At 64.8% G+C, this 22940-nt stretch carries 19 protein-coding genes and 3 tRNA genes; 17 read left to right on the top strand and 5 right to left on the bottom strand.

What is annotated here, in order from left to right; genetic code table 11:
* The first annotated feature begins 131 nt into the window (after nucleotides 1-131).
* Nucleotides 132-734: a tRNA-(ms[2]io[6]A)-hydroxylase gene (gene miaE, locus SBP02_RS11140; RefSeq protein WP_318641646.1), complete on the top strand. Its 603-nt coding sequence runs from the start codon at nucleotides 132-134 to the stop codon at nucleotides 732-734.
* 54 nt (nucleotides 735-788) lie between these two features.
* Here the strand turns inward: miaE and SBP02_RS11135 are convergent, their stop codons facing one another.
* On the bottom strand, nucleotides 789-2003 hold the full coding sequence (locus tag SBP02_RS11135; protein ID WP_318641644.1) for an MFS transporter: 1215 nt from the start codon (nucleotides 2001-2003) through the stop codon (nucleotides 789-791).
* A gap of 120 nt (nucleotides 2004-2123) precedes the next feature.
* Between SBP02_RS11135 and SBP02_RS11130 the strand changes: the two genes are divergently transcribed.
* Nucleotides 2124-3002 (top strand): LysR substrate-binding domain-containing protein, encoded by an 879-nt coding sequence (locus SBP02_RS11130; protein WP_318641642.1) that lies wholly within the window; start codon nucleotides 2124-2126, stop codon nucleotides 3000-3002.
* Nucleotides 3003-3022: 20 nt separating this feature from the next.
* Here SBP02_RS11130 and lpxH read toward each other — a convergent pair whose 3' ends face one another.
* Both lpxH and SBP02_RS11120 read right to left on the bottom strand, forming a co-directional pair.
* The gene (gene lpxH, locus SBP02_RS11125) at nucleotides 3023-3745 is read right to left on the bottom strand and encodes a UDP-2,3-diacylglucosamine diphosphatase (RefSeq protein ID WP_318641640.1); all 723 of its coding nucleotides are present in this window, start codon (nucleotides 3743-3745) and stop codon (nucleotides 3023-3025) included.
* Complete coding sequence (locus tag SBP02_RS11120; RefSeq protein ID WP_318641639.1) at nucleotides 3742-4236, bottom strand: peptidylprolyl isomerase; 495 nt, start codon at nucleotides 4234-4236, stop codon at nucleotides 3742-3744. Before SBP02_RS11120 ends, lpxH begins: the two co-directional genes overlap by 4 nt.
* Before the next feature lie 119 nt (nucleotides 4237-4355).
* On the opposite strand from SBP02_RS11120, the gene SBP02_RS11115 reads away from it, so the two are divergent.
* From SBP02_RS11115 to SBP02_RS11105, 3 genes are all read left to right on the top strand, one after another.
* Nucleotides 4356-6026, top strand: a complete 1671-nt coding sequence (locus SBP02_RS11115) for a glutamine--tRNA ligase/YqeY domain fusion protein (RefSeq protein ID WP_318641636.1) — start codon at nucleotides 4356-4358, stop codon at nucleotides 6024-6026.
* Nucleotides 6027-7412, top strand: a complete 1386-nt coding sequence (cysS, locus tag SBP02_RS11110; protein ID WP_318641635.1) for a cysteine--tRNA ligase — start codon at nucleotides 6027-6029, stop codon at nucleotides 7410-7412. It abuts the gene before it with no gap.
* A 151-nt stretch (nucleotides 7413-7563) separates the two neighbouring features.
* Nucleotides 7564-9543: an ATP-dependent helicase gene (locus SBP02_RS11105; protein ID WP_318641633.1), complete on the top strand. Its 1980-nt coding sequence runs from the start codon at nucleotides 7564-7566 to the stop codon at nucleotides 9541-9543.
* Between the two features lie 16 nt (nucleotides 9544-9559).
* Here the strand turns inward: SBP02_RS11105 and SBP02_RS11100 are convergent, their stop codons facing one another.
* Nucleotides 9560-11431, bottom strand: coding sequence for a sigma-54-dependent Fis family transcriptional regulator (locus SBP02_RS11100; protein WP_318641631.1), 1872 nt, complete (start codon nucleotides 11429-11431; stop codon nucleotides 9560-9562).
* Nucleotides 11432-11741: 310 nt separating this feature from the next.
* Between SBP02_RS11100 and SBP02_RS11095 the strand changes: the two genes are divergently transcribed.
* The 6 genes from SBP02_RS11095 (at nucleotide 11742) to SBP02_RS11070 (ending at nucleotide 17738) form a co-directional block, all read left to right on the top strand.
* On the top strand, nucleotides 11742-12836 hold the full coding sequence (locus SBP02_RS11095) for an ABC transporter ATP-binding protein (protein ID WP_318641629.1): 1095 nt from the start codon (nucleotides 11742-11744) through the stop codon (nucleotides 12834-12836).
* The gene (locus tag SBP02_RS11090) at nucleotides 12836-13948 is read left to right on the top strand and encodes an ABC transporter ATP-binding protein (RefSeq protein WP_318641626.1); all 1113 of its coding nucleotides are present in this window, start codon (nucleotides 12836-12838) and stop codon (nucleotides 13946-13948) included. Before SBP02_RS11095 ends, SBP02_RS11090 begins: the two co-directional genes overlap by 1 nt.
* Entirely contained in the window at nucleotides 13945-14811 is an 867-nt protein-coding gene (locus SBP02_RS11085; protein ID WP_318641624.1) for a carbohydrate ABC transporter permease, read from the top strand. The genes SBP02_RS11090 and SBP02_RS11085 overlap by 4 nt, the downstream gene beginning before the upstream one ends.
* An 8-nt stretch (nucleotides 14812-14819) precedes the next feature.
* The gene (locus SBP02_RS11080) at nucleotides 14820-15620 is read left to right on the top strand and encodes a carbohydrate ABC transporter permease (protein WP_318641622.1); all 801 of its coding nucleotides are present in this window, start codon (nucleotides 14820-14822) and stop codon (nucleotides 15618-15620) included.
* A gap of 10 nt (nucleotides 15621-15630) precedes the next feature.
* Entirely contained in the window at nucleotides 15631-15903 is a 273-nt protein-coding gene (locus SBP02_RS11075) for a DUF2160 domain-containing protein (protein ID WP_318641621.1), read from the top strand.
* A 92-nt stretch (nucleotides 15904-15995) separates the two neighbouring features.
* Nucleotides 15996-17738: an ABC transporter substrate-binding protein gene (locus SBP02_RS11070; protein WP_318641619.1), complete on the top strand. Its 1743-nt coding sequence runs from the start codon at nucleotides 15996-15998 to the stop codon at nucleotides 17736-17738.
* Nucleotides 17739-17811: 73 nt separating this feature from the next.
* Here SBP02_RS11070 and folD read toward each other — a convergent pair whose 3' ends face one another.
* Complete coding sequence (gene folD / locus SBP02_RS11065; RefSeq protein WP_318641617.1) at nucleotides 17812-18666, bottom strand: bifunctional methylenetetrahydrofolate dehydrogenase/methenyltetrahydrofolate cyclohydrolase FolD; 855 nt, start codon at nucleotides 18664-18666, stop codon at nucleotides 17812-17814.
* Between the two features lie 271 nt (nucleotides 18667-18937).
* On the opposite strand from folD, the gene SBP02_RS11060 reads away from it, so the two are divergent.
* The 6 genes from SBP02_RS11060 to clpX all read left to right on the top strand — a co-directional run bounded on the left by SBP02_RS11060 (nucleotide 18938) and on the right by clpX (nucleotide 22820).
* Nucleotides 18938-19014 (top strand) — tRNA-Arg (locus SBP02_RS11060).
* 34 nt (nucleotides 19015-19048) lie between these two features.
* Nucleotides 19049-19124: transfer RNA gene (locus SBP02_RS11055), tRNA-His, on the top strand.
* 54 nt (nucleotides 19125-19178) lie between these two features.
* Nucleotides 19179-19263: transfer RNA gene (locus tag SBP02_RS11050), tRNA-Leu, on the top strand.
* A gap of 124 nt (nucleotides 19264-19387) precedes the next feature.
* Complete coding sequence (tig, locus tag SBP02_RS11045) at nucleotides 19388-20698, top strand: trigger factor (RefSeq protein ID WP_318641615.1); 1311 nt, start codon at nucleotides 19388-19390, stop codon at nucleotides 20696-20698.
* Nucleotides 20699-20789: 91 nt separating this feature from the next.
* Nucleotides 20790-21431: an ATP-dependent Clp endopeptidase proteolytic subunit ClpP gene (clpP, locus tag SBP02_RS11040; RefSeq protein WP_208707018.1), complete on the top strand. Its 642-nt coding sequence runs from the start codon at nucleotides 20790-20792 to the stop codon at nucleotides 21429-21431.
* Between the two features lie 108 nt (nucleotides 21432-21539).
* Nucleotides 21540-22820: an ATP-dependent Clp protease ATP-binding subunit ClpX gene (clpX, locus tag SBP02_RS11035; RefSeq protein ID WP_318641610.1), complete on the top strand. Its 1281-nt coding sequence runs from the start codon at nucleotides 21540-21542 to the stop codon at nucleotides 22818-22820.
* The last annotated feature ends 120 nt before the right edge of the window (nucleotides 22821-22940 follow it).

Raw genomic sequence — 22940 nt, 5'->3', positions numbered from 1 at the left:
AGACCACTATAGATGGCGCCGCAGCCCCTTGTCTTGACCGCAGTCAACGCCGCGGCTGGCTGTTCCCCTCGTCATTCGTATAATGGCCGGCCTTGTCCGCCAGCCGGCGCTGCCACCCCATTCGTGAGCCTATGCAACTGCTACCCGAGATCGAAGCCTTTCTCCGCTGTCCCACGCCTGACGCCTGGATTGCCCAGGCCCTGGAGCACCAGGACATCCTGCTGATCGACCACGCCAACTGCGAGAAGAAGGCCGCCTCGACGGCCATGACCCTGCTGTTCCGCTATATCGAGAAGGCCGATCTGCAGTACAACTTGTCGCGTCTGGCCCGTGAGGAGCTGCGGCATTTCGAACAGGTCGCGGCGCTGATGGCCAAGCGCGGCATCGCCTACCGGCCGGTCAGTGCGGCCCTGTACGCCCAGCGCCTGCACAAGCACATCCGCAGCTCGGAGCCGCACAAGCTGGTGGACACCCTGATCGTCGGCGCCTTCATCGAGGCGCGCTCCTGCGAGCGCTTCTTCCGCCTGGCGCCGCACCTGGACGAGGAACTGGGGCAGTTCTACCGCTCGCTGCTCAAGTCCGAGGCGCGCCACTACCAGGGCTATCTGAAGATGGCCCGGGACTATGCCGGCGAATCGATCGACGAGCGGGTGGCCTACTTCGCCGAGGTGGAGCGCGAGGCGATCCTCACGCCGGACAAGGAGTTCCGCTTCCACAGTGGCGCGGCCGCCTAAGTCGTAGCGAGGCGGGCTGTCATCAGGCGCGTGGTGACAGCCGCTGCGGCTCTCTCAACAGGCGCCAGTCGCCGGCGGGACGATCGGCAGCACCTTGCGATTGCCGCGCAGGATGATCACGGCCAGGGCCACCAGCAGCAGGGACGCGGCGCTCAGCACCAGGAACACGTCGTGCAGCGAGCCGGTGCTTTCGCGGATATAGCCGGCCAGCAGGTTGCCCAGAGTCCCGCCCAGGCCGAAGGTCACCATGCAGATGCCGCTGATCTGCATGGTCGCGGTCGAGGAGTGGTGCTGGTTGACCCAGCCGGCGACTATGCCCCACATCGGGAAGTACATCAGGCCGTAGCCGAAGCCGGCGACCAGGGCGAACTTGCCCGGGTCGGCGACAAACGCCAGCAGCCCCAGGGCGAAGCCGCTGAAGATCACCATCAGTGCGGTGCCATGACCCCGGCGGTCGGCCAGCTTGCCGGTAATGAAGCCGGCCACCATGCCCGTGCCCCCCACCGTCGCCCAGGTGTAGCCGCCCAGCGCCGCCGGCAGGCTGAGTTCATCCAGGTAGCTGTTGAGCCAGTAGGAGAACGGCATGGTGGTGAAGCCGACTAGCAGGCAGATCAGGCAGGCGAACAGCGCGGTGCGCTCGCCGATGATGGTGGCGAACAGCTGCGAAGTCGGGATCGCCGCGTCGACCGGGGCCAGGCCCTCGACCGCTTCGGCGGATGCCGTCTTGAGGTCGCGCAGCATGTGCCAGGTCAGGGCCACCACCAACAGGCCGAACAGCCCGGCGACCTGCCAGCTGGCCTGCCAGCCGAGCAGCGGCACCACCACGAGGATCAGCAGGCCGTTGAGGGCATAGCCCCAGGCGGTGCCGCTGGAGGCGCAGGACAGGTAGGTCGAGCGCAGCTCGGCGCGGGCGCAGCGGCTGACGATCTCGACGATGCAGCCCCAGCTGATCGCCGCGCTGGCCGCCAGGCAGGTCAGGGTCAGGGTGATCAGCAGCGGATCGCGCAATTGCGCCATGCACAGCAGCAGGGTGCTGCTGAAGATGCCGGTCAGCAGGACCAGGCGCCCGGTGCCCAGGCGGTGGCCGAGCGTGCCGAGGAGCATGGCCCCGGCGAGATAGGCCACCTGGGTCAGAGCGCCGATGGTCGCCAGCTGCCAGGCGCTGATCTCGATGGCTTCGCGCATGAAGGGCATCAGGGCGGCGAACAGGAACATGCCAAAGCCGTGGCTGACGATCTGGTTCATGCCGAAGGTGGTGGGCATCCGCATTGATTCAGGCTCCGTGGCAGCTCGCAGGGGTGAGCTGGATGCCGGATAACATAGAGGCTTGTCATCGTTCAGGAAAACGATAAATATTGAGCACTGCTTTCAATAAGGTTGAATTCTGTGATGCGCGACTTGCCCATAGCCTTGCTGCGTACCTTCGTGGTGGTCGCCGAGACGCTCAACCTGACCACCGCTGCCGCGCGCCTGCACCGCGCGCCCTCGACCATCAGCATGCAGCTCAGCCGCCTGGAAGAGCTGGTCTCGGCCGAATTGCTACAGCGCGGCCAGTACGGCGTCAGGTTGACCCAGGCCGGCGAACAGCTGAAATCCTGCGCCCCGCAACTGTTGAACCTGCATGACCGCATCCTCGGCAGCTTCCAGCATGCCGAGGTGGGGGGGCAGGTGCGCTTCGGCACCCATGATCAATACGCCACCCGCAGCCTCACGCCGCTGCTGGAGGCCTTCGTGTTGAGCTATCCGGAAGCCTGCCTGGAGGTGGTCTGCGACCATCGCCCCGAGCATCTGGCGGCGCTGGTGGCCGAGGGCAAGCTGGACCTGGCCCTGGTGGAGATGCCGGCTTCGTCCACGGGCGGTCGCCGCCTGTTTCGCGACCAGCTGGTCTGGGTGGGCGCCGAGGCGCACTCGACCCATACCCGCCAACCGCTGCCGCTGGCGGTGTTCGTCGAGGGTTGCTATCACCGCGATTCGGCCGGCAAGGTGCTGGCCGGGGCGCAGCTAGCCTATCGCATCGCCTTCACCAGCCAGAGCAGGGCCGGGGTGCTGGCGGCGGTGCGCGCGGGGATAGGTGTGGGGATCATTCCGCTTTCGACCCTGGAACCGGGGCTGCGGGTCATAGAGGACGGGCTGCCGCCGCTGCCGAGCACGGACATCACCCTGTTCGTCGCCGAGCAGGTCAACGAAGCGACCCAGCGCCTGGCGCAGACCATAGAGGCCAGCCCGCAGTACCGGCGCTACGAGCGCCAGGCCGCGCTGCAGCGCTAGGCGAGGTGTCGCAGCCCGGGTCAGCCGAGGGGGAAGGGCGCCAGTTGCCAGTTTTCTCCGTCGATCTGTAGGGCCCAGCCCTGCTTGTCCCAGTCGCCCAGCACGATACGTCGCGCCGGCTGACCTGAGACCTGCAGCTGATGTTCGGCCGGGCGGTGGGTATGGCCGTGGATCAGCGTGCGCACGCCCTGGGCCGCCATGACCCGCGGCACCTCGGCGGGGGTGACGTCGACGATGTCGTTGGCCTTCATCGCGGTCTGGCTGCGGCTTTCCTTGCGCAGCTTGCGCGCCAGCTTGTGGCGGGTGGCCAGAGGCAGGTGGCGCAGGATGAACAGGCTCAGCGGGTTGCGCAGCCAGCGGCGCAGGCGCATGTAGGCCTCGTCCCGGGTGCACAGGCTGTCGCCGTGCATCAGCAGGACCTTCTCCCCACCCAGTTCGACCCGGCTCGGGTCCGTCAGCAGGGTGCAGCCGGCCTCGCGGCAGAACGCCTGGCCCAGCAGGAAATCGCGGTTGCCGTGCATCAGGTAGATGCGCGTGCCGCCGTCGCTCAGTTGGCGCAAGGCCTGGGCGATGGAGCGTTGAAAGGGGCTGATGGCGTCGTCGCCGATCCACACCTCGAAGAAGTCGCCGAGGATGTACAGCGCCTCGGCCTGGCTGGCGCGGGCCTGCAGGAAATGCAGAAACGCCCGGCTGATGTCCGGGCGCTCCTCTTCAAGATGCAGGTCGGAGATCAGTAGGATCACTCAACGATCTCGGCACGCTCGATGATCACGTCGTCGACCGGTACGTCCTGGTGGCCGGACTTCATGGTGGTGGCCACGCCCTTGATCTTCTCGACCACGTCCATGCCTTCGCTCACTTCGCCGAACACCGCATAGCCCCAGCCCTGCACGGTCGGCGCGCTGTGGTCGAGGAAGGTGTTGTCGGCGACGTTGATGAAGAACTGCGCGGAGGCCGAGTGCGGCTCCATGGTGCGGGCCATGGCGACGGTGCCGACCTTGTTGGAGACGCCGTTGTTGGCTTCGTTCTTGATCGGTGCGCGGGTCGGCTTCTGCTTCATGCCCGGCTCGAAACCGCCGCCCTGGATCATGAAGTTGCTGATCACGCGGTGGAACACGGTGTTGTCGTAATGGCCGGCCTTCACGTATTCCTTGAAGTTGGCCACGGTTTCCGGGGCCTTGTCTTCGAACAGCTTGAGGGTGATGACGCCGTGGTTGGTGTGCAGCTTGATCATGGGGGATTCGCTCTGTCGAGAAATTCGAAGGCCTGTCAGGGGGTTGACAGCTTCGGCTATGATAAGCGCTTTGTTTTAGCCGGCCTACCCTGCGCCGCACCTGCATGATCAAGGACCCCATGAGCAAGCCAGAGACTCCCGCCGCCACGAACTTTCTGCGCCCCATCGTCCAGGCCGACCTGGACTCGGGCAAGCACACGAAGATCATCACCCGTTTCCCGCCGGAGCCCAATGGTTACCTGCACATCGGCCATGCCAAGTCGATCTGCCTAAACTTCGGCCTGGCCAAGGAGTTCGGTGGCGAGTGCAACCTGCGCTTCGACGACACCAACCCGGCCAAGGAAGACCAGGAGTACATCGACGCGATCAAGAGCGACGTGCAGTGGCTGGGCTTCCAGTGGGCCGGCGAGGAGCACTACGCCTCCGACTACTTCGACCAGCTGCACGACTGGGCCGTGGCGTTGATCGAGGCGGGCAAGGCCTATGTCTGCGACCTGTCGCCGGACCAGGCCCGCGAGTACCGCGGCAACCTCACCGAGCCGGGTAAGAACAGCCCGTTTCGCGAGCGCTCGGTGGCGGAGAACCTCGACCTGTTCGCCCGCATGAAGGCCGGCGAGTTCCCCGACGGTGCGCGCGCCCTGCGCGCGAAGATCGACATGGCCTCGCCGAACATGAACCTGCGCGACCCGATCCTCTACCGCATCCGCCACGCCCATCATCACCAGACCGGCGACAAGTGGTGCATCTACCCCAGCTACGACTTCACCCATGGCCAGTCGGACGCCATCGAGGGCATCACCCATTCGATCTGCACCCTGGAATTCGAGGACCATCGTCCGCTGTACGAGTGGTTCCTGGCCAACCTGCCGGTGCCGGCGCAGCCGCGCCAGTACGAATTCGCCCGGCTCAACCTGAACTACACCATCACCAGCAAGCGCAAGCTCAAGCAGCTGGTCGATGAGAAGCACGTAAGCGGTTGGGACGACCCACGCATGTCGACCCTGAGTGGCTATCGCCGCCGCGGCTATACGCCTGCGTCGATCCGCACCTTCTGCGACATGATCGGAGTCAACCGCGCCGGCGGCGTGGTGGACATCGGCATGCTCGAGTTCGCCATCCGCGAGGACCTCGACGCCAATGCCGCGCGCGCCATGTGCGTGCTCAAGCCGCTCAAGGTGGTGATCACCAACTACCCCGAGGGCCAGGTGGAAAACCTCGAGCTGCCGCGCCACCCCAAGCAGGACATGGGCGTTCGCGTGCTGCCGTTCAGCCGCGAGATCTATATCGATGCCGGCGACTTCGAGGAAGTCCCGCCGGCCGGTTTCAAGCGCCTGGTGCCGGGGGGCGAGGCGCGCCTGCGCGGCAGCTACGTGATCCGCGCCGACGAGGCCATCAAGGATGCCGAGGGCAACATCGTCGAGCTGCGCTGCAGCTACGACGAGAACACCCTGGGCAAGAACCCGGAAGGGCGCAAGGTCAAGGGCGTGATCCACTGGGTGCCGGCGGCCGAGAGCGTCGAGTGCGAAGTGCGCCTGTACGATCGCCTGTTCCGCTCGGCCAATCCGGAGAAGGCCGAGGAGGGTCGCAGCTTCCTCGACAACATCAATCCCGAGTCGCTGGTGGTGCTCACCGGTTGCCGCGCCGAGCCGTCGCTGGCCCAGGCCCAGCCGGAGGAACGCTTCCAGTTCGAGCGCGAGGGCTACTTCTGCGCCGACATCAAGGACAGCAAGCCGGGTGCGCCGGTGTTCAACCGCACCGTAACCCTGCGCGACTCCTGGGGAGGCCAGTAAATGGCGCTGTCGATCTACAACACCCTGAGCAAGACCAAGGAAGCCTTCACGCCGCTGGTGGACAACCAGGTGCGCCTGTACGTCTGTGGCATGACGGTCTACGACTTCTGCCACATCGGCCACGCCCGGGTGATGGTGGCCTTCGACGTAGTCACCCGCTGGCTGCGTCAGCGCGGCTATGAGGTGACCTATGTGCGCAATATCACCGACATCGACGACAAGATCATCAAGCGCGCCAATGAGAACGGCGAGCCGTTCGAGGCCCTGGTCGAGCGCATGATCGCCGCCATGCACGAGGACGAGGCGCGCCTGTCGGTGCTGCGCCCGGATCAGGAGCCCCGCGCCACCGGCCACATCGCCGGCATGCACGGGATGATCCAGACCCTGATCGACAAGGGCTTCGCCTATGCCCCGGGCAACGGCGACGTCTACTACCGGGTCGGCAAGTTCGAGGCCTACGGCAAGTTGTCGCGGCGCAAGATCGACGAGCTGAAGGTCGGCGCGCGCATCGAGGTCGACGAGGTCAAGGAAGACCCTCTGGACTTCGTCTTGTGGAAGGGCGCCAAGCCGGGCGAGCCGAGCTGGGATTCGCCCTGGGGCAAGGGGCGGCCGGGCTGGCACATCGAGTGCTCGGTGATGTCCACCTGCTGCCTGGGCGAGACGTTCGACATCCACGGCGGCGGCCCGGACCTGGTGTTCCCCCACCACGAGAACGAAATCGCCCAGAGCGAGGCGGCCACCGGCAAGCTCTACGCCAAGGCCTGGATGCATGCCGGCGCGGTGCGGGTGGACGGCGAGAAGATGTCCAAGAGCCTGGGTAACTTCTTCACCATCCGCGAGGTGCTGGACAAGTACCATCCCGAGGTGGTGCGCTACCTGTTGGTGTCCAGCCACTACCGCAGCCCGATCAACTACTCCGAGGACAGCCTCAAGGAAGCCAAGGGCGCCCTGGAGCGTTTCTACCATGCGCTGCGCGGCCTGCCCGAGGCGGCGCCGGCCGGCGGCGAGGCCTTCGCCGCGCGCTTCGCCGCGGCGATGGACGACGACTTCAACTCCCCGGAAGCCTGCGCCGTGCTGTTCGAGATGGTGCGCGAGGTCAACCGTCTGCGCGAGGCCGACCCGCTGGCCGCGGCCGGCCTGGCGGCGCGGCTCAAGGAGCTGGCCGGGCTGCTCGGCGTGCTGCAGCTGGAGCCGGACGCCTTCCTCCAGGCCGGCGCCGCCGGCAAGGTCGACGCCGCCGAGGTCGAGGCGCTGATTGCCGCGCGCCTGCAGGCCCGCGCCGAGAAGAACTGGGGCGAGTCGGACCGCATCCGCGATCAGCTCACCGCCATGGGCGTGGTGCTGGAGGACGGCAAGGGCGGCACCACCTGGCGCCTGGCCGAGTAAGTCCGAGTCCGAGCCACGAGAAGGCCGCTTGAATGCGGCCTTTTTGTTGGCCGGGCTTTGTTCGAAGCCGATAGGGGGCGTGTGACTCAGGTCTCTATAAAATCCCTTATTATTCAATGGTATATACAGGCCATCTAATGGGAAGCGGCGAATGTTGTCAGCTGTCAGGCGCTACAAGGCGCTGGTCTCCGACGTTCTGGTGCGTTGCTTCCCGCGTACCACGGCCTATCTGCGGGCGGAGAGGGCCGGTGCCCTGGGCGGCCCCTCGGCCAAGACGCCGGTAAAGACACGGGCCAAGGCGAAGCAGGGCGGCGCCGGCAAGGCGAAAGCCACGGGGGCGCGCAAGGCCGCCAAGCCCCGCGGCAAGCCCAGGTCGAAGAAGGCGCCCGCCGCCGGTATCTATGGCCCCGGCCGGGTGAGGGTCGATGAGCGACAGGTCCAGGCCATGCGCGAGAAGGTGGCCCAGGCGGTGGCTGCGGGGTTGATCGGCCCGCCGTCGGATGAGCAATGGGCGATGATCCTCGGCGATCGGCCCCTGATCCGGATCTTCGCCGGGGCGGGTTCGGGCAAATCCACGACCCTGGTGCTGCGGGTGGTGTTCATGCTGGCGCACCTGGGGATCGACCCCGCGCGCCTGACGGTGATCTCCTTCACCAACGCGTCCTGTGCCCAGCTGCGCGAGCAATTGCTTCGGCTGCTGCGGTTCTGGCACTACCCCTTCGATGCCGAGGCGGCGCGGCGCTGCGTGCGCACCTTCCATTCGGCCATGGCCACGCTGGCCCGGGAGGTGCTGGGCACGCCGGTGTGGTTCGAGCAGCTGGACGACAAGCGGGCGGCGGCCGAGGAGCCGGACAACCCGCTGGCGGCTTCGCGCCTGCGCCCCGCCCAGCGCCGCCTGCTGCAGCAGGCCTATCAGCGTTGCTATGACGAGGAGGCGGAGTTCAGATGGCGGGTGCACGCCTTGCTCGGCCAGCCGGAGCCGGTCCCTGCGGTCCGGGGGGCGAAGGCGCCGCTGGACGGCTACAGGCTGGACGGCGAATTCACGCCCGTGCCGCTGTTCGAAGCCTTCTATGGGCAGGCCGGGTTCATGCAGAGCATCGGCATCGAACTGGACCGGATGCGCCCCGAGACGCTGGCCTGCGCGGCTGGCGAGCGCCTGTTCGTCGAGGCCCTGCTGCTGTTCTGGCACGCCTTCGAGGCCTGCCTGGACGAGCGGGGCCTGATGACCTTCAACGGCGCCTTCCTGCGCCTCACCCGGCTGTTCGGGCCCGGCGAGGGCGCTGCCTCGACCACGCCGCTGACCCCCCTCAGCCACCTGCTGATCGACGAGTTCCAGGATATCTCGCCGCAGATCGTCCAGTGGTTGCGCGCCGTACATGGCACTCTGGCGCGTCAGGGCGAGGCGGTCAGCCTGATGGCGATCGGCGACGACTGGCAGTCTATCTACGGCTGGCGGGGCAGCTCCCCCGAGCTGTTCATGGACTTCGACCGTCACTTCCCGAGCCGGGGGCGCGTGCAGCGTAGCCAGGTGCTGTTGTTGACCACCAACTACAGGTCGGTCGAGCCGGTGATCCGCGATGCGGAGGCGGTGCTCGACGCCGTCGAGGTCAAGCAGGCCAAGTCCAGCCAGGCCTTCCGGGCGGTGCGCCCCGGCGATCACGGCGTCAGATTGAGCACGGGCTTCGAGATCAAGCAGCACCTGCCCAAGCTGCTCGAGGAGATCGAGCAGCAGTGCGCCCGGGTGGCCAGCCGCGGCACCACCGAGCGTACGGCGGTGCTGGTCTTGAGTCGGCGCAACGAGCCGCTGCGCGACATCCAGGCCGGGTTGGACAGCCGCTTGCCGGTCAAGGCCTACAGCATCCACCGGGCCAAGGGCCTGCAGGCCGAGGTGGCGATCATAGTCGACGACTGCGTGGCGCCGCAGCCGCACCCTCTGCGCAATGCGCTCTATGCCTACTCGGGGCTGTTCCGCAACAGCTACGACCAGGCCATGCGGGACGAGAGCCTGCGCCTGGCCTATGTGGCCATCACCCGCGGGGTGAGCCGGGTCATCTGGTTCACGCGCCGGCCCGAGGGGGCGACGCAGCTGTTGGCGGCCAGGGTCGGCCGGTACGCCGCCTTGGCCTCCTGAGGCCGCGCCTGGCCGACTAAGGCTTCAGGCCCTGTTCGCGCAGGCGCTTGTACAGGGTATTGCGGCTGACCCCGAGGTGCCGGGCCAGGTGCGAGATATTGCCGCCGCAGGCCTGGTACTGGCTGGCCAGGTCAGGGCCGCCGGTCTCGACATGAGGCCGGGGCTTGTGGTGTTCGAGGGGGTTGTCTGGGCCGCTGCGTTCGGCCAGGTCGGCAAAGAAGTCGTCGGGCAGGTGCTCGGCCCGGATCGGTTGCTCCTCGGCCATGACCAGGGCAATCTGCAGCACGCTGCCGAGCTGGCGCAGGTTACCCGGCCAGGGGTGTCGCTCGAACAGTTCCAGCACCTCGCGGCTCAGCCCCGCCCCTTGCTGGGGCTCGCGATGGTGGTTCCACAGGCGCTGGAACAGGGCCTGCTTGTCGCTGCGCTCGCGCAGCGGCGGCAGTTCCAGGTTGAGGCCGCTGATGCGGTAGTAGAGGTCCTGGCGGAACAGGCCGCCGTCGACGTCCTGGCGCAGCGGGCGGTTGGTGGCTGAGATCAGGCGGATATCCACCGGATACAGCTCGCTGCTGCCCAGGGGTTGCACGCAGCGCTCCTGCAGCACCCGCAGCAGGCGGGCCTGTACCCGTAGCGGCATGTCGCCGACCTCGTCGAGGAACAGCGTGCCTTTGTGGGCCTTGCGGATCAGGCCGATGCTGCCTTTCTGATTGGCGCCGGTGAATGCCCCCTTCTCGTAGCCGAACAGTTCGGACTCCACCAGTTCGGCGGGGATGGCCGCACAGTTGACCGCAATCAGCGCCTGGCTGGCGCGGGAGCTGGCCTGGTGCAGGGCCTTGACGAAGACTTCCTTGCCGACCCCCGTCTCGCCGTGGACGAGGATCGGGATGTCCTTCTCCAGCAGGCGTTCGGCCTGGCGCACGGCCTTGGCCACCCGCGGGTCGCCGAGGTCGATCGCGTCCAGGGTGAGGGCCTGGGCGCTATTCGCCGTGCCGGGCGGCGGCGCGGGGCGAAAGTCCCGGGCCTGGATCGCCGCGGCCTGCTGCGGACGCTTGAGCAGGCCGTGAAAGCGGTAGCGGCCGGCGCCGCGCAAGGCGAACGGCAGGCCTTCGGGCTGATTGAGCAGTTGCCGTAAGGGCAGGTCGAACAGGCTCTCCACCGTCACCCGTGACAGGCTGATGCCCAGCAGGCTGTCGGCGCGGCGGTTGGCGGACACCACCAGGCCGGTCTCGTCGAAGATCAGCAGGCCGGCCCACTGGCTGTCGAGGTTGTTCAGTCCGGTGTTGAAGATCAGCTGGAAGTAGCGGCCCTGGAACAGGTTGAGGATCAGGCGGTTCTCCACCGACTGGCTCATCATCTTGACCATGCCCAGGGTGTGGGAGGGCGGCAGGTAGCTGTCGCTGGAGACGTCCAGCACGCCGATCATCTGCCGCTGGGCGTCGAAGATCGGCGAGGCCGAGCCGGTCATGAAGCGGTTGGCCTTGAGGAAATGCTCGTCGTGCTGGATATGCACGGCCTGGGTGCTGCTCAGGGCGGTGCCTATGGCATTGGTCCCGGCATGGCGCTCCAGCCAGCTGGCGCCGGCGACGAAACCGGGCGCCAGGGCCGGTTCGATAAAGCGTCGGTCGCCCCAGGACTGCAGCAGCTGGCCCTGGCTGTCGGCCAGCATGATCAGGCAATTGGAGTTGGCGAGGATGTTCTCGTAGTAGGGCAGCACCTCCCGCTGGGTGGTCTGCACCAGAAACTGCTGCCGCTCCAGCAGGGCCGATACCTCGCCATCGGCCGGGGGGCTGAAACTCGGGGGGCTGTGGTGGAGCAGGCCGTATTCACGGCAGCGGGCCCAGGAGTCCTGGATGATGGTCGCGTGGGGAAGCGCTTGGCTGGCGTCCTTCATAAGGTGGTCCGATCACCTGCATGTTCTTGTTTTTATCGGGCGGCAAATCGATGTTCGCCGTCGTTTTCCAGCGCGCAGGATGTTGTTCGCCCCTGTTCATTGTCAACGCCTGCGCTGTTCAGTTGTTCAGGCTGAACAGTGTTCAGCTGTTCAGGAGGATGTTTCGGTGGTCACGGGAGTCTGATTAATCCGTAAGTTTTTCAATGGATTACGGATTATTAAGGTGGGCGTGGATGAGCTGGCATGGTTGTCGCTATGTCCTGGCAAGGCGGTTCATACCGCAGGGCATAACAACAATTAAGGGCACGCCATGTCGCTTACCCTCGAACATGTCAGTCGCATCGTCGACAACCAGGTCCATATCGACGACGCCTGCCTGACCTTCGAACCCGGTTCCTTCAATGTCTTGCTCGGTCGCACCCTGGCGGGCAAGACCAGCCTGATGCGTCTGATGGCGGGGCTGGACAGGCCGACCAGCGGCCGCATCCTGATGAACGGCGCGGACGTGACCGGTGTGCCGGTGCGCAAGCGCAATGTGTCGATGGTCTACCAGCAGTTCATCAACTACCCGACCCTGACGGTGTTCGAGAACATCGCCTCGCCGTTGCGCCAGGCCGGGGTCGGCCAGGCCGAGATCGTGCAGAAAGTCGAGGAAACGGCGCGCATGCTGCATATCGAGAAGCTGCTGCAGCGCCACCCGTTGGAGCTGTCCGGCGGTCAGCAGCAGCGCACGGCCATGGCCCGGGCGCTGGTCAAGGAGGCCGACCTGGTGCTGTTCGACGAGCCCCTGGTCAATCTGGATTACAAGCTGCGCGAAGAGTTGCGCCAGGAGATGCGCGAGCTGTTCCGGGCGCGCCACACCATCGCCATCTACGCCACCACCGAGCCGAACGAGGCGCTGGCCCTGGGCGGCACCACCACCGTCCTGCACGAGGGCCGGGTGGTGCAAAGCGGCAAGACCGCCGAGGTTTATCACCGGCCGCAGCGGGTATTGGCGGCCGAACTGTTCTCCGAGCCGCCGATCAACCTGCTGGACGGGCAGGTCAGTGCCGCCGAGGTGAGTTTCGAGAACGCCGTGCATTTCCCGCGCAACCCCGATCTGGGCGAGTTGGGTGAGGGCACCTACCGTTTCGGCGTGCGCCCCAGTCACATCGGCCTGGTGCCGTCCAACGACGATGACCTGGAGCTGGCGGTGACCGTCGAACTGGCGGAGATCAGCGGCTCGGAGACCTTCCTGCATGTGGGCAACGAACACTTCTCCCTGGTCCTGCATCTACCGGGCGTGCACGAGTACGACGTCGACACGCCGATTCTCATCTACATCCCGACCCACAAGCTGTTCGTCTTCGATGCCAACGGGCGCCTCGCCCAGGCGCCCAGCCGCCGCATGGGGAGGAGTGCCTGATGGCCGAGATACGCTTGCACAACCTGGCCCACAGCTACAGCCGCACGCCGACCGGGCCCCAGGACTACGCCATTCGCGAGATGAACCACGTCTGGGAGCAGGGCGGGGCCTATGCCTTGCTCGGCCCCTCCGGCTGCGGTAAGTCGACCCTGCTCAACATCATCTCCGGGTTGCTCAAGCCGTCCCACGGCGAGGTGCAGTTCGACGCCAAGGCGGTCAACGCGTTGCCCCCGGAGCAGCGCAACATCGCCCAGGTTTTCCAGTTTCCGGTGGTCTACGACACCATGACGGTGTTCGACAACCTGGCCTTTCCCCTGCGTAACCAGGGTCTGGCCGAGGCCAAGGTTCTGAGCAAGGTGCACGAGATCGCCGAGGTGCTCGACCTGCATCCGCTGCTGCACAGGAAGGCGCGCAACCTGACCGCCGACGAGAAGCAGAAGGTCTCCATGGGCCGCGGCCTGGTGCGCGACGACGTGTCGGCGATCCTCTTCGACGAGCCGCTGACCGTCATCGACCCGCACCTGAAATGGAAACTGCGGCGCAAGCTCAAGCAGATCCACGAGCAGTTCAACATCACCATGGTCTACGTCACCCACGATCAGCTGGAGGCCTCGACCTTCGCCGACAAGATCGCGGTGATGTACGGCGGCCAGATCGTCCAGTTCGGCACGCCGCGGGAGCTGTTCGAGCGCCCCAGCCACACCTTCGTCGGCTATTTCATCGGCAGCCCGGGGATGAACCTGATCGAGGTGGAGCGCTGCCCGGGCGGGGTGCGCTTCGGCGCCATCGAGCTGCCGCTGGCCGATGCCCTCAACCGGCGCCTGGCCGAGTGCGGCGGCCAGCGCCTGCAGGCCGGCATTCGCCCCGAGTTCGTGCACGTCTGGGAGGGTCCCTACGAGGGCGCCTTGCGTAGCGAGGTGGTGCATGTCGAGGACCTGGGCACCTACAAGATTGTCACCCTGCGCCTGGGCGAGCAGCTGCTCAAGGCACGCCTGCAGGAGGACCAGCAGGTGCCGCACAAGCAGGCCTACATCAGCTTTCCGGCGCAGTGGCTGATGCTCTATGCCGACGACGTGCTGGTCGAAAGCGCACAGGCGGAGGAGCAGGCATGAGCAAGGTGCACAACAACCGGGCTTGGTGGCTGGTGCTGCCGGTCTTCCTGCTGGTGGCCTTCAGCGCCATCGTGCCGATGATGACGGTGGTCAACTACTCGGTGCAGGACATCTTCGACCAGTCCAGCCGCTACTTCGTCGGCGTCGACTGGTTCCGCCAGGTGCTGCAGGACACCCGCCTGCACGACTCGCTGCTGCGCCAGTTCATCTACTCGGCCTGCGTGCTGTTGATCGAGATTCCCCTGGGGATAGGCATCGCCCTGTGCATGCCGACCAGGGGGCGCTGGGCCTCCTTGTGCCTGATCCTCATGGCCATCCCGCTGCTGATCCCGTGGAACGTGGTCGGCACCATCTGGCAGATCTTCGGCCGCGCCGACATCGGCCTGCTGGGCTGGAGCCTGAACGAGCTGGGGGTGGCCTACAACTATGCCTCCGACACCGGCGACGCCTGGGTCACGGTGCTGGTCATGGACGTCTGGCACTGGACCTCGCTGGTGGCGCTGCTGTGCTACTCGGGCCTGCGGGCGATACCCGACGTCTATTACCAGGCGGCGCGCATCGACCGCGCTTCGGCCTGGGCGGTGTTCCGCCACATCCAGCTGCCCAAGCTCAAGAGCGTGCTGCTGATCGCCGTGATGCTGCGCTTCATGGACAGTTTCATGATCTACACCGAGCCCTTCGTGCTCACCGGCGGCGGGCCGGGCAATGCCACCACCTTCCTCAGCCAGACCCTGACCCAGATGGCGGTCGGCCAGTTCGACCTGGGGCCGGCGGCGGCGTTCTCCCTGGTGTATTTCCTGATCATCCTGCTGGTGTCCTGGCTGTTCTATACGGCCATGACCCACGACGACACGCATCGCTGAGGCCGACCATGAGCATACGCAAACGTCTGGTGCTGCTGGGCTACCTGCTGTTCCTGCTGGTGCCGATCTACTGGCTGTTGAACATGTCGTTCAAGAGCAACACCGAGATACTCGGCGGGCTGAGCCTGTGGCCGCAAGGCTTCACCCTGGACAACTACCGGGTGATCTTCACCGACCCCAGCTGGTACCGGGGCTATCTCAACTCGCTCTACTACGTCAGCCTCAACACCCTGATCTCGCTGAGCGTGGCGCTGCCGGCGGCCTATGCCTTCTCGCGCTACCGCTTTCTCGGCGACAAGCACCTGTTCTTCTGGCTGCTGACCAATCGCATGGCGCCGCCGGCGGTGTTCCTGCTGCCGTTCTTCCAGCTGTATTCCTCCATCGGCCTGTTCGACACCCATATCGCCGTGGCGCTGGCCCACTGCCTGTTCAACGTGCCGCTGGCGGTGTGGATTCTCGAGGGCTTCATGTCCGGGGTGCCCAAGGAGATCGACGAAACCGCCTATATCGACGGCTACAGCTTCCCGAAATTCTTCGTGAAGCTGTTCATCCCGCTGATCGGCTCGGGCATCGGTGTCACCGCCTTCTTCTGCTTCATGTTCTCCTGGGTCGAGCTGCTGCTGGCGCGCACCCTGACCTCGGTGGAGGCCAAACCGATCGTCGCGGTGATGACCCGCACCGTGTCGGCCTCGGGGATCGACTGGGGCGTGCTGGCGGCGGCCGGGGTGTTGACCATCCTGCCGGGCATGCTGGTGATCTGGTTCGTGCGCAACCACGTGGCCAAGGGCTTCGCCCTGGGCCGGGTTTAAGGAGAAGACGATGGAATGGATGGCGTGGACCCTGCCTACGGGCCTGTTCTTCGGGGTCATCGCCCTGACCCTGGTGGGCATGACGGCCTGGGAAATTCGTTCGCCCTGCATGGAGCGCAAGGGCTTTCTGCCGATTGCCACCACTCGGGGCGATCGCCTGTTTATCGGTCTGCTCGGCAGCGCCTACCTGCACTTGCTGGTGGTCGGCGCGACCGACTGGAGCGTCTGGATAGCCTCGTTGCTGTCCCTGTTGTGGCTGTTTGCAGTGATGCGCTGGGGCTGATCCGCGGCGCCCGTGCTGCGCCGCCGGCAAGGTTGCGGTGGCGAGGAGCGGGCGATGCGCGGCCTCTTATAAAACCTGAGATGGAGGTCTCCATGTTCGACAATAACAACAACACCCGACATAGCATGGCCCTGGCCGCCTTGCTGGCGCTGTCCGGCCTGAGCGGCGCGGCCTGGGCCGATGCCTACGAGGAGGCGGCGAAGAAATGGATCGCCGAGGAATTCAATCCCTCGACCCTGACGCCGGAACAGCAGCTGGCCGAGCTGCAGTGGTTCATCAAGGCGGCCGAGCCGTTCCGCGGCATGAGCATCAGCGTCGCCTCGGAAACCATCGCCACCCATGAATACGAGTCCAAGGTGCTGGCCAAGGCGTTCAGCGAGATCACCGGCATCCAGCTCAAGCACGACCTGATGCAGGAAGGCGACGTGGTGGAGAAGCTGCAGACCCAGATGCAGTCGGACAAGAACATCTACGACGGCTACATCAACGATTCGGACCTGATCGGCACCCACTTCCGCTACGGCAAGGCGGTGGCGATCAGCGACATGATGGCCGGCGAGGGCAAGGCGGTGACCTCGCCGACCCTGGACCTGCAGGACTTCATCGGCCTGTCCTTCACCAGCGGCCCGGACGGCAAGCTGTATCAGCTGCCCGACCAGCAGTTCGCCAACCTCTACTGGTTCCGCGCCGACTGGTTCGAGCGGCCGGAGCTGAAGGCCAAGTTCAAGGAAATCTACGGCTATGAGCTGGGGGTGCCGGTCAACTGGTCGGCCTACGAGGACATCGCCGAGTTCTTCTCCGAGAAGGTCAAGGAGATCGACGGCCAGCGCGTCTACGGCCATATGGATTACGGCAAGAAGGACCCGTCCCTGGGCTGGCGTTTCACCGATGCCTGGTTCTCCATGGCCGGTGGCGGCGACAAGGGGCTGCCCAACGGCTTGCCGGTGGACGAGTGGGGTATCCGTGTCGAGGGTTGCCGGCCGGTCGGCTCCAGCGTCGCTCGAGGCGGCGACACCAACGGCCCGGCGGCCGTCTACGCCACCACCAAGTATGTCGACTGGATGCGTCAGTATGCGCCGCCGGAAGCCCAGGGCATGACCTTCTCCGAGGCCGGTCCGGTGCCGGCCCAGGGCAACATCGCCCAGCAGATCTTCTGGTACACCGCCTTCACCGCGGACATGACCAAGCCGGGGCTGGCAGTGGTCAACGGCGACGGCACGCCGAAGTGGCGCATGGCGCCCTCGCCCAAGGGCCCGTACTGGGAGGAGGGGATGAAGCTCGGCTATCAGGACGCCGGCTCCTGGACCTTCCTCAAGTCGACCCCGGAGAAGCAGCGCCTGGCAGCCTGGCTGTACGCCCAGTTCGTCACCTCCAAGACCGTGTCGCTGAAGAAGACTCTGGTCGGCCTGACGCCGATCCGCGAGTCGGACATCAACTCCCAGGCGATGACCGATGCGGCGCCCAAACTGGGGGGGCTGGTGGAGTTCTACCGTAGCCCGGCCCGGGTGCAGTGGACGCCGACCGGCACCAACGTGCCGGACTACCCGCGCCTGGCGCAGCTATGGTGGCAGTTCATCGCCGAAGCGGCCAGCGGCGACAAGTCGCCGCAGGAGGCGCTCGATGGCCTGGCGGCGGCGCAGGACACCATGCTCGGCCGTCTCGAGCGCTCCGGTGTGCTGGGTGAGTGTGGCCCCAAGCTGAACGAGCCGCGTGACCCGCAGTACTGGCTTGATCAGCCGGGGGCGCCGAAGGCCAAGCTGGCCAACGAAAAGCCCAAAGGGGAAACCATCGGCTATGACCAGTTGCTGAAGTCCTGGCAGCAGGCGCAGAAGTAGCCGCACGAGCGGCTGCTCCGCGCAAAAGAAAACGGCACCCTCGGGTGCCGTTTCTCGTCTCTGAACCCTGGCTTCAGTCGTGCAGGTGTTCAGCCGCGTGCAGGGTGTTCTCCAGCAGGCCGGCACGGGTCATGGGGCCGACACCGCCGGGCACCGGCGTGATCCACCCGGCGCGGGGCAGGGCGGTTTCGTACACCACGTCGCCGATCAGCTTGCCATCGGCCTGGCGGTTGATCCCCACATCGATGACGATCGCCCCCTCCTTGATCCACTCGCCCTTGACCAGGCCCGGCTTGCCGGTTGCGACCACCACGATGTCGGCCTGGCCGACATGCTGTGGCAGGTCCTTGGTGAAGCGGTGGGTGATGGTGACGGTGCAGCCGCCGAGCAGCAGTTCCATGGCCATCGGCCGGCCGACGATGTTCGAGGCGCCCACGACCACGGCATGCAGGCCGTAGAGGTTCACGCCGGTGCTCTGCAGCAGGGTCATGATGCCCTTCGGCGTGCAGGGGCGCAGCAATGGCATGCGTTGGGCCAGGCGGCCGATGTTGTAGGGGTGGAAACCATCCACGTCCTTGTCCGGACGAATGCGCTCCAACAGCAAGGAGGCGTCCATGTGAGCGGGCAGTGGCAGTTGCACCAGAATGCCATCGACGCTCGGATCCCCATTGAGGCGGTCGATCAGCGCTAGGAGTTCCTCTTGGCTGGTGCTGGCCGGTAGGTCGTAGGCTTGGGAGAGGAAGCCCACTTCTTCACAGTCTTTGCGCTTGTGCGCGACATAGACCTGAGAGGCTGGGTCGCTGCCGACCAGGATCACCGCCAGGCCGGGTGCCCGCAGCCCCTGCTCGCGTCGCTCGGCGACCCGTTGGGCGATCTGCTGGCGGAGGCTGGCGGCGATCGCTTTGCCGTCGATCAATTGTGCGGTCATTGCGCTAGATAAACCATTGGAAAGGATTGAAAAAGGACGCGCATTCTCGCATGGCGAGGCGGTGCGGCAAAGGCGCCACCCCAGGATTTTCGCGTAACCCCTTTATCTCGCTGAACTTTTTTTAAAATTAGTGTTGACGACCCATGGGTGCCTCTATAACATGCGCCCCGCTTGTCGAGCACAGCCAGTCGCTGGGTAAGACGGCAAAGGCAGGGGTTGCAAAGCCTCAGCCGGAGCCGAAAGCTTTAAGTCTGCGCTTGCAGATGGATAGGCGCCCGTAGCTCAGCTGGATAGAGCATCCGCCTTCTAAGCGGATGGTCGCAGGTTCGAGTCCTGCCGGGCGTGCCATTTGGCAGCTTTGGCACAAGCAAAACGTAATATGGTGGGCGTAGCTCAGTTGGTAGAGCACAGGATTGTGGCTCCTGGTGTCGTGGGTTCGATCCCCATCGTCCACCCCATATTCCAAAACGCCAGGCCGAAAGCCTGGCGTTTTTGTTTTATAGTCTGACCACGCGGACGTGGTGAAATTGGTAGACACACCAGATTTAGGTTCTGGCGCCGCAAGGTGTGAGAGTTCGAGTCTCTCCGTCCGCACCATCTTCTTTCCCTCCTGATTGCCGCCTGCATCTAGGGTGACTTCTGTAAATTGACCCTCTAGAATGCATGCCCTTGATCTGGGGCCGGAAACGGCCGGCTTATGTCTGTGCAACGAGGAATATCCATGCAAGTTTCTGTTGAAAGCACTTCTGCTCTTGAGCGCCGCATGACCGTCGGCGTTCCCGTCGAGCGCATCGAGACTGAAGTCAACAAGCGTCTGCAGCAGACTGCCCGTCGTGCCAAGGTTCCTGGCTTCCGTCCTGGCAAAGTGCCGATGAGCGTGATTCGCCAGCGCTATGAAGCGTCCGCGCGCCAGGAAGCCCTGGGTGACCTGATCCAAGAGACCTTCTATGAGGCCGTTGTCGAGCAGAAGCTGAACCCGGCCGGTGCTCCGGCTGTCGAGCCGAAGCCGTTCGAGAAGGGCAAGGATCTGGAATATGTGGCCACCTTCGAGGTGTTCCCGGAGTTCCAGGTGCAGGGTTTCGAGTCCATCGCGATCGAGCGCCTGCAGGCCGAGGTCGGCGATGCCGACGTGGACAACATGCTGGACATTCTGCGCAAGCAGAACACCCGTTTCGAGGTCGCCGAGCGCGCCGCCGAGAATGGTGACCAACTGAACATCGACTTCGTCGGCAAGATCGAAGGCGAAGCCTTCGCCGGCGGTTCGGCCAAGGGTACCCAGTTGGTGCTGGGCTCCGGTCGTATGATTCCGGGCTTCGAAGACGCCCTGGTGGGTGCCAAGGCGGGCGAAGAGCGCGTCATCAACCCGACCTTCCCCGAGGATTACCAGAACCTGGACCTGGCCGGCAAGGTCGCCGAGTTCACCGTCACGGTAAACAGCGTTTCCGCGCCGCAGCTGCCTGAGCTGAACGAAGAGTTCTTCGCCCAGTTCGGCGTCAAGGACGGTGGCCTGGAAGGTTTCCGCGCCGAAGTGCGCAAGAACATGGAGCGCGAGCTGCGTCAGGCCATCAAGTCCAAGGTCAAGAATCAGGTGATGGACGGCCTGCTGGCAGCCAACCCGATCGAGGTGCCGAAGGCACTGCTGAGCAACGAAGTCAATCGTCTGCGTGTGCAGGCGGTCCAGCAGTTCGGTGGCAACATCAAGCCTGAGCAGCTGCCGGCCGAGTTGTTCGAAGAGCAGGCCAAGCGTCGTGTGGTGCTCGGTCTGATCGTCGCCGAGGTGGTCAAGCAGTTCGAGCTGAAGCCGGACGAAGAGCGCGTGCGCGAACTGATTCAGGAAATGGCTTCGGCCTATCAGGAGCCCGAGCAGGTCGTGGCCTGGTACTACAAAAACGACCAGCAAATGAACGAAGTGCGTTCGGTTGTGCTGGAAGAGCAAGTTGTAGATACTGTTTTGCAGAAGGCCAACGTGACCGACAAAGCGGTCTCTTACGAAGAAGCTGTCAAGCCGGCGGAAGCGCCCAAAGCCGACTGATTCTTTACCTCGTTCGAACACGCCATAAGCCAGCCTCCGCGCTGGCTTATGCGTATTTGTGACATGACTATTTAGGGAGCGAGTGCAAGACATGTCCCGCAATCCTTTTATGCAACACATGCCTGACATCCAAGCTGCCGGCGGCCTGGTGCCGATGGTGATCGAGCAGTCGGCTCGCGGCGAGCGCGCCTACGACATCTACTCGCGTCTGCTCAAGGAGCGGGTGATCTTCCTGATCGGCCCGGTCGAGGACTACATGGCCAACCTGGTCGCGGCCCAGTTGCTGTTCCTCGAGGCCGAGAACCCGGACAAGGACATTCATCTGTACATCAACTCGCCGGGTGGGTCGGTGACTGCGGGCATGTCGATCTACGACACCATGCAGTTCATCAAGCCCGATGTATCGACCATCTGCATCGGTCAGGCCTGCAGCATGGGCGCCTTGCTGCTGGCCGGCGGCGCCGCGGGCAAGCGTTACTGCCTGCCGCACTCGCGGATGATGATCCACCAGCCTCTGGGCGGCTTCCAGGGCCAGGCCTCGGACATCGAGATTCATGCCCGCGAGATCCTGACCATTCGCGAGCGCCTGAACAAGATCCTCGCCGACCACACCGGCCAGCCGATCGAAGTGATCGCTCGCGACACCGATCGCGACAATTTCATGAGCGGCGAGGATGCGGTCAAGTACCGCCTGATCGATCAGGTGCTGAGCAAGCGTCAACTGGCGGGCTAAGCGGCTTGCGTATGGAGCGGCCGGAGTATCCCGGTCGCTGCGCGGGCTTGAAAACGCCCGCATTTGCCTTCATCTTGTGTTTCAAGCCTACCGTATTGGATTGATCGAATGACTGATACCCGCAACGGCGAGGACAACGGCAAGCTGCTTTATTGCTCCTTCTGCGGCAAAAGCCAGCACGAAGTACGCAAATTGATTGCCGGGCCCTCTGTCTTTATCTGCGACGAGTGCGTCGACCTGTGCAACGACATCATCCGCGAGGAGGTGCAGGAAGCTCAGGCCGAGAGCAGTGCGCACAAGTTGCCTGCGCCCAAGGAGATCAGCACCATCCTGGATCAGTATGTGATCGGTCAGGAGCGTGCGAAGAAGGTCCTCTCGGTAGCGGTGTACAACCACTACAAGCGCCTAAACCAGCGCGACAAGAAGGACGACGTCGAACTGGGCAAGAGCAATATCCTGCTGATCGGTCCGACCGGTTCGGGCAAGACCCTGCTGGCCGAGACCCTGGCGCGCCTGCTCAATGTACCGTTCACCATCGCCGATGCCACCACCCTGACAGAGGCGGGTTACGTCGGGGAGGATGTCGAGAACATCATCCAGAAGCTGTTGCAGAAGTGCGACTACGATGTCGAGAAGGCCCAGATGGGCATCGTCTACATCGACGAGATCGATAAGATTTCGCGCAAGTCCGACAACCCCTCGATCACTCGCGACGTGTCGGGCGAAGGTGTGCAGCAGGCCTTGCTCAAGCTGATCGAAGGTACCGTCGCCTCGGTCCCGCCGCAGGGCGGCCGCAAGCACCCGCAGCAGGAGTTCCTGCAGGTCGATACGCGCAACATCCTGTTCATCTGTGGCGGTGCCTTCTCCGGCCTGGAGAAGGTCATCCAAGGGCGCTCGACCAAGGGCGGGATCGGCTTCAATGCCGAGGTGCGCAGCAAGGATCTGGGCAAGAAGGTCGGCGAATCGCTGCGCGAGGTCGAGCCGGATGACCTGGTGAAGTTCGGCCTGATTCCCGAGTTCGTCGGCCGCCTGCCGGTCATCGCGACCCTCGAGGAGCTGGACGAGGCTGCCTTGATGCAGATCCTCACCGAGCCGAAGAACGCCCTGACCAAGCAGTATGCCAAGCTGTTCGAGATGGAAGGGGTGGAACTGGAGTTCCGCCCGGATGCGCTGAAAGCGGTCTCGAACAAGGCCTTGGAGCGCAAGACCGGGGCCCGTGGCCTGCGCTCGATTCTCGAAGGCATCCTGCTCGACACCATGTACGAGATCCCTTCGCAGTCGGAAGTCAGCAAGGTGGTCATCGACGAAAGCGTGATCGACGGTTCGTCCAAGCCGCTGTTGATCTATGAGAACAGCGAGGCGCCTGCCAAGGCAGCGCCGGACGCGTGACCGTTACATCCTGAATGCGAAGGGGCCTGCGGGCCCCTTTGCATTTCCAGTGCTAGCGCTTGTTTTTTGCGGGGGCTACCCCCATCTTAGGGCCAAGGGTATTCCCATCTGTTTACGGCC

It is taken from the genome of Pseudomonas benzenivorans (assembly GCF_033547155.1).
In the GTDB taxonomy this organism is placed as follows: domain Bacteria; phylum Pseudomonadota; class Gammaproteobacteria; order Pseudomonadales; family Pseudomonadaceae; genus Aquipseudomonas; species Aquipseudomonas benzenivorans_B.
The sequence above is the reverse complement of the archived record's forward strand: the minus strand, read 5'-3'. Positions and strand labels throughout refer to the sequence as shown.

What these genes read in the sequence shown, in the direction of transcription:
- SBP02_RS11095 (WP_318641629.1), top strand. Translation starts at nt 11,742, where the DNA reads ATGTCGCTTACCCTCGAACATGTCAGTCGCATCGTCGACAACCAGGTC.
- SBP02_RS11080 (WP_318641622.1), top strand. Translation starts at nt 14,820, where the DNA reads ATGAGCATACGCAAACGTCTGGTGCTGCTGGGCTACCTGCTGTTCCTG.
- SBP02_RS11115 (WP_318641636.1), top strand. Translation starts at nt 4,356, where the DNA reads ATGAGCAAGCCAGAGACTCCCGCCGCCACGAACTTTCTGCGCCCCATC.
- SBP02_RS11070 (WP_318641619.1), top strand. Translation starts at nt 15,996, where the DNA reads ATGTTCGACAATAACAACAACACCCGACATAGCATGGCCCTGGCCGCC.
- SBP02_RS11105 (WP_318641633.1), top strand. Translation starts at nt 7,564, where the DNA reads ATGTTGTCAGCTGTCAGGCGCTACAAGGCGCTGGTCTCCGACGTTCTG.
- miaE (WP_318641646.1), top strand. Translation starts at nt 132, where the DNA reads ATGCAACTGCTACCCGAGATCGAAGCCTTTCTCCGCTGTCCCACGCCT.
- SBP02_RS11120 (WP_318641639.1), bottom strand. Translation starts at nt 4,236, where the DNA reads ATGATCAAGCTGCACACCAACCACGGCGTCATCACCCTCAAGCTGTTC.
- SBP02_RS11100 (WP_318641631.1), bottom strand. Translation starts at nt 11,431, where the DNA reads ATGAAGGACGCCAGCCAAGCGCTTCCCCACGCGACCATCATCCAGGAC.
- SBP02_RS11075 (WP_318641621.1), top strand. Translation starts at nt 15,631, where the DNA reads ATGGAATGGATGGCGTGGACCCTGCCTACGGGCCTGTTCTTCGGGGTC.
- clpX (WP_318641610.1), top strand. Translation starts at nt 21,540, where the DNA reads ATGACTGATACCCGCAACGGCGAGGACAACGGCAAGCTGCTTTATTGC.
- folD (WP_318641617.1), bottom strand. Translation starts at nt 18,666, where the DNA reads ATGACCGCACAATTGATCGACGGCAAAGCGATCGCCGCCAGCCTCCGC.
- SBP02_RS11085 (WP_318641624.1), top strand. Translation starts at nt 13,945, where the DNA reads ATGAGCAAGGTGCACAACAACCGGGCTTGGTGGCTGGTGCTGCCGGTC.
- tig (WP_318641615.1), top strand. Translation starts at nt 19,388, where the DNA reads ATGCAAGTTTCTGTTGAAAGCACTTCTGCTCTTGAGCGCCGCATGACC.
- SBP02_RS11135 (WP_318641644.1), bottom strand. Translation starts at nt 2,003, where the DNA reads ATGCGGATGCCCACCACCTTCGGCATGAACCAGATCGTCAGCCACGGC.
- clpP (WP_208707018.1), top strand. Translation starts at nt 20,790, where the DNA reads ATGTCCCGCAATCCTTTTATGCAACACATGCCTGACATCCAAGCTGCC.
- cysS (WP_318641635.1), top strand. Translation starts at nt 6,027, where the DNA reads ATGGCGCTGTCGATCTACAACACCCTGAGCAAGACCAAGGAAGCCTTC.
- SBP02_RS11130 (WP_318641642.1), top strand. Translation starts at nt 2,124, where the DNA reads ATGCGCGACTTGCCCATAGCCTTGCTGCGTACCTTCGTGGTGGTCGCC.
- SBP02_RS11090 (WP_318641626.1), top strand. Translation starts at nt 12,836, where the DNA reads ATGGCCGAGATACGCTTGCACAACCTGGCCCACAGCTACAGCCGCACG.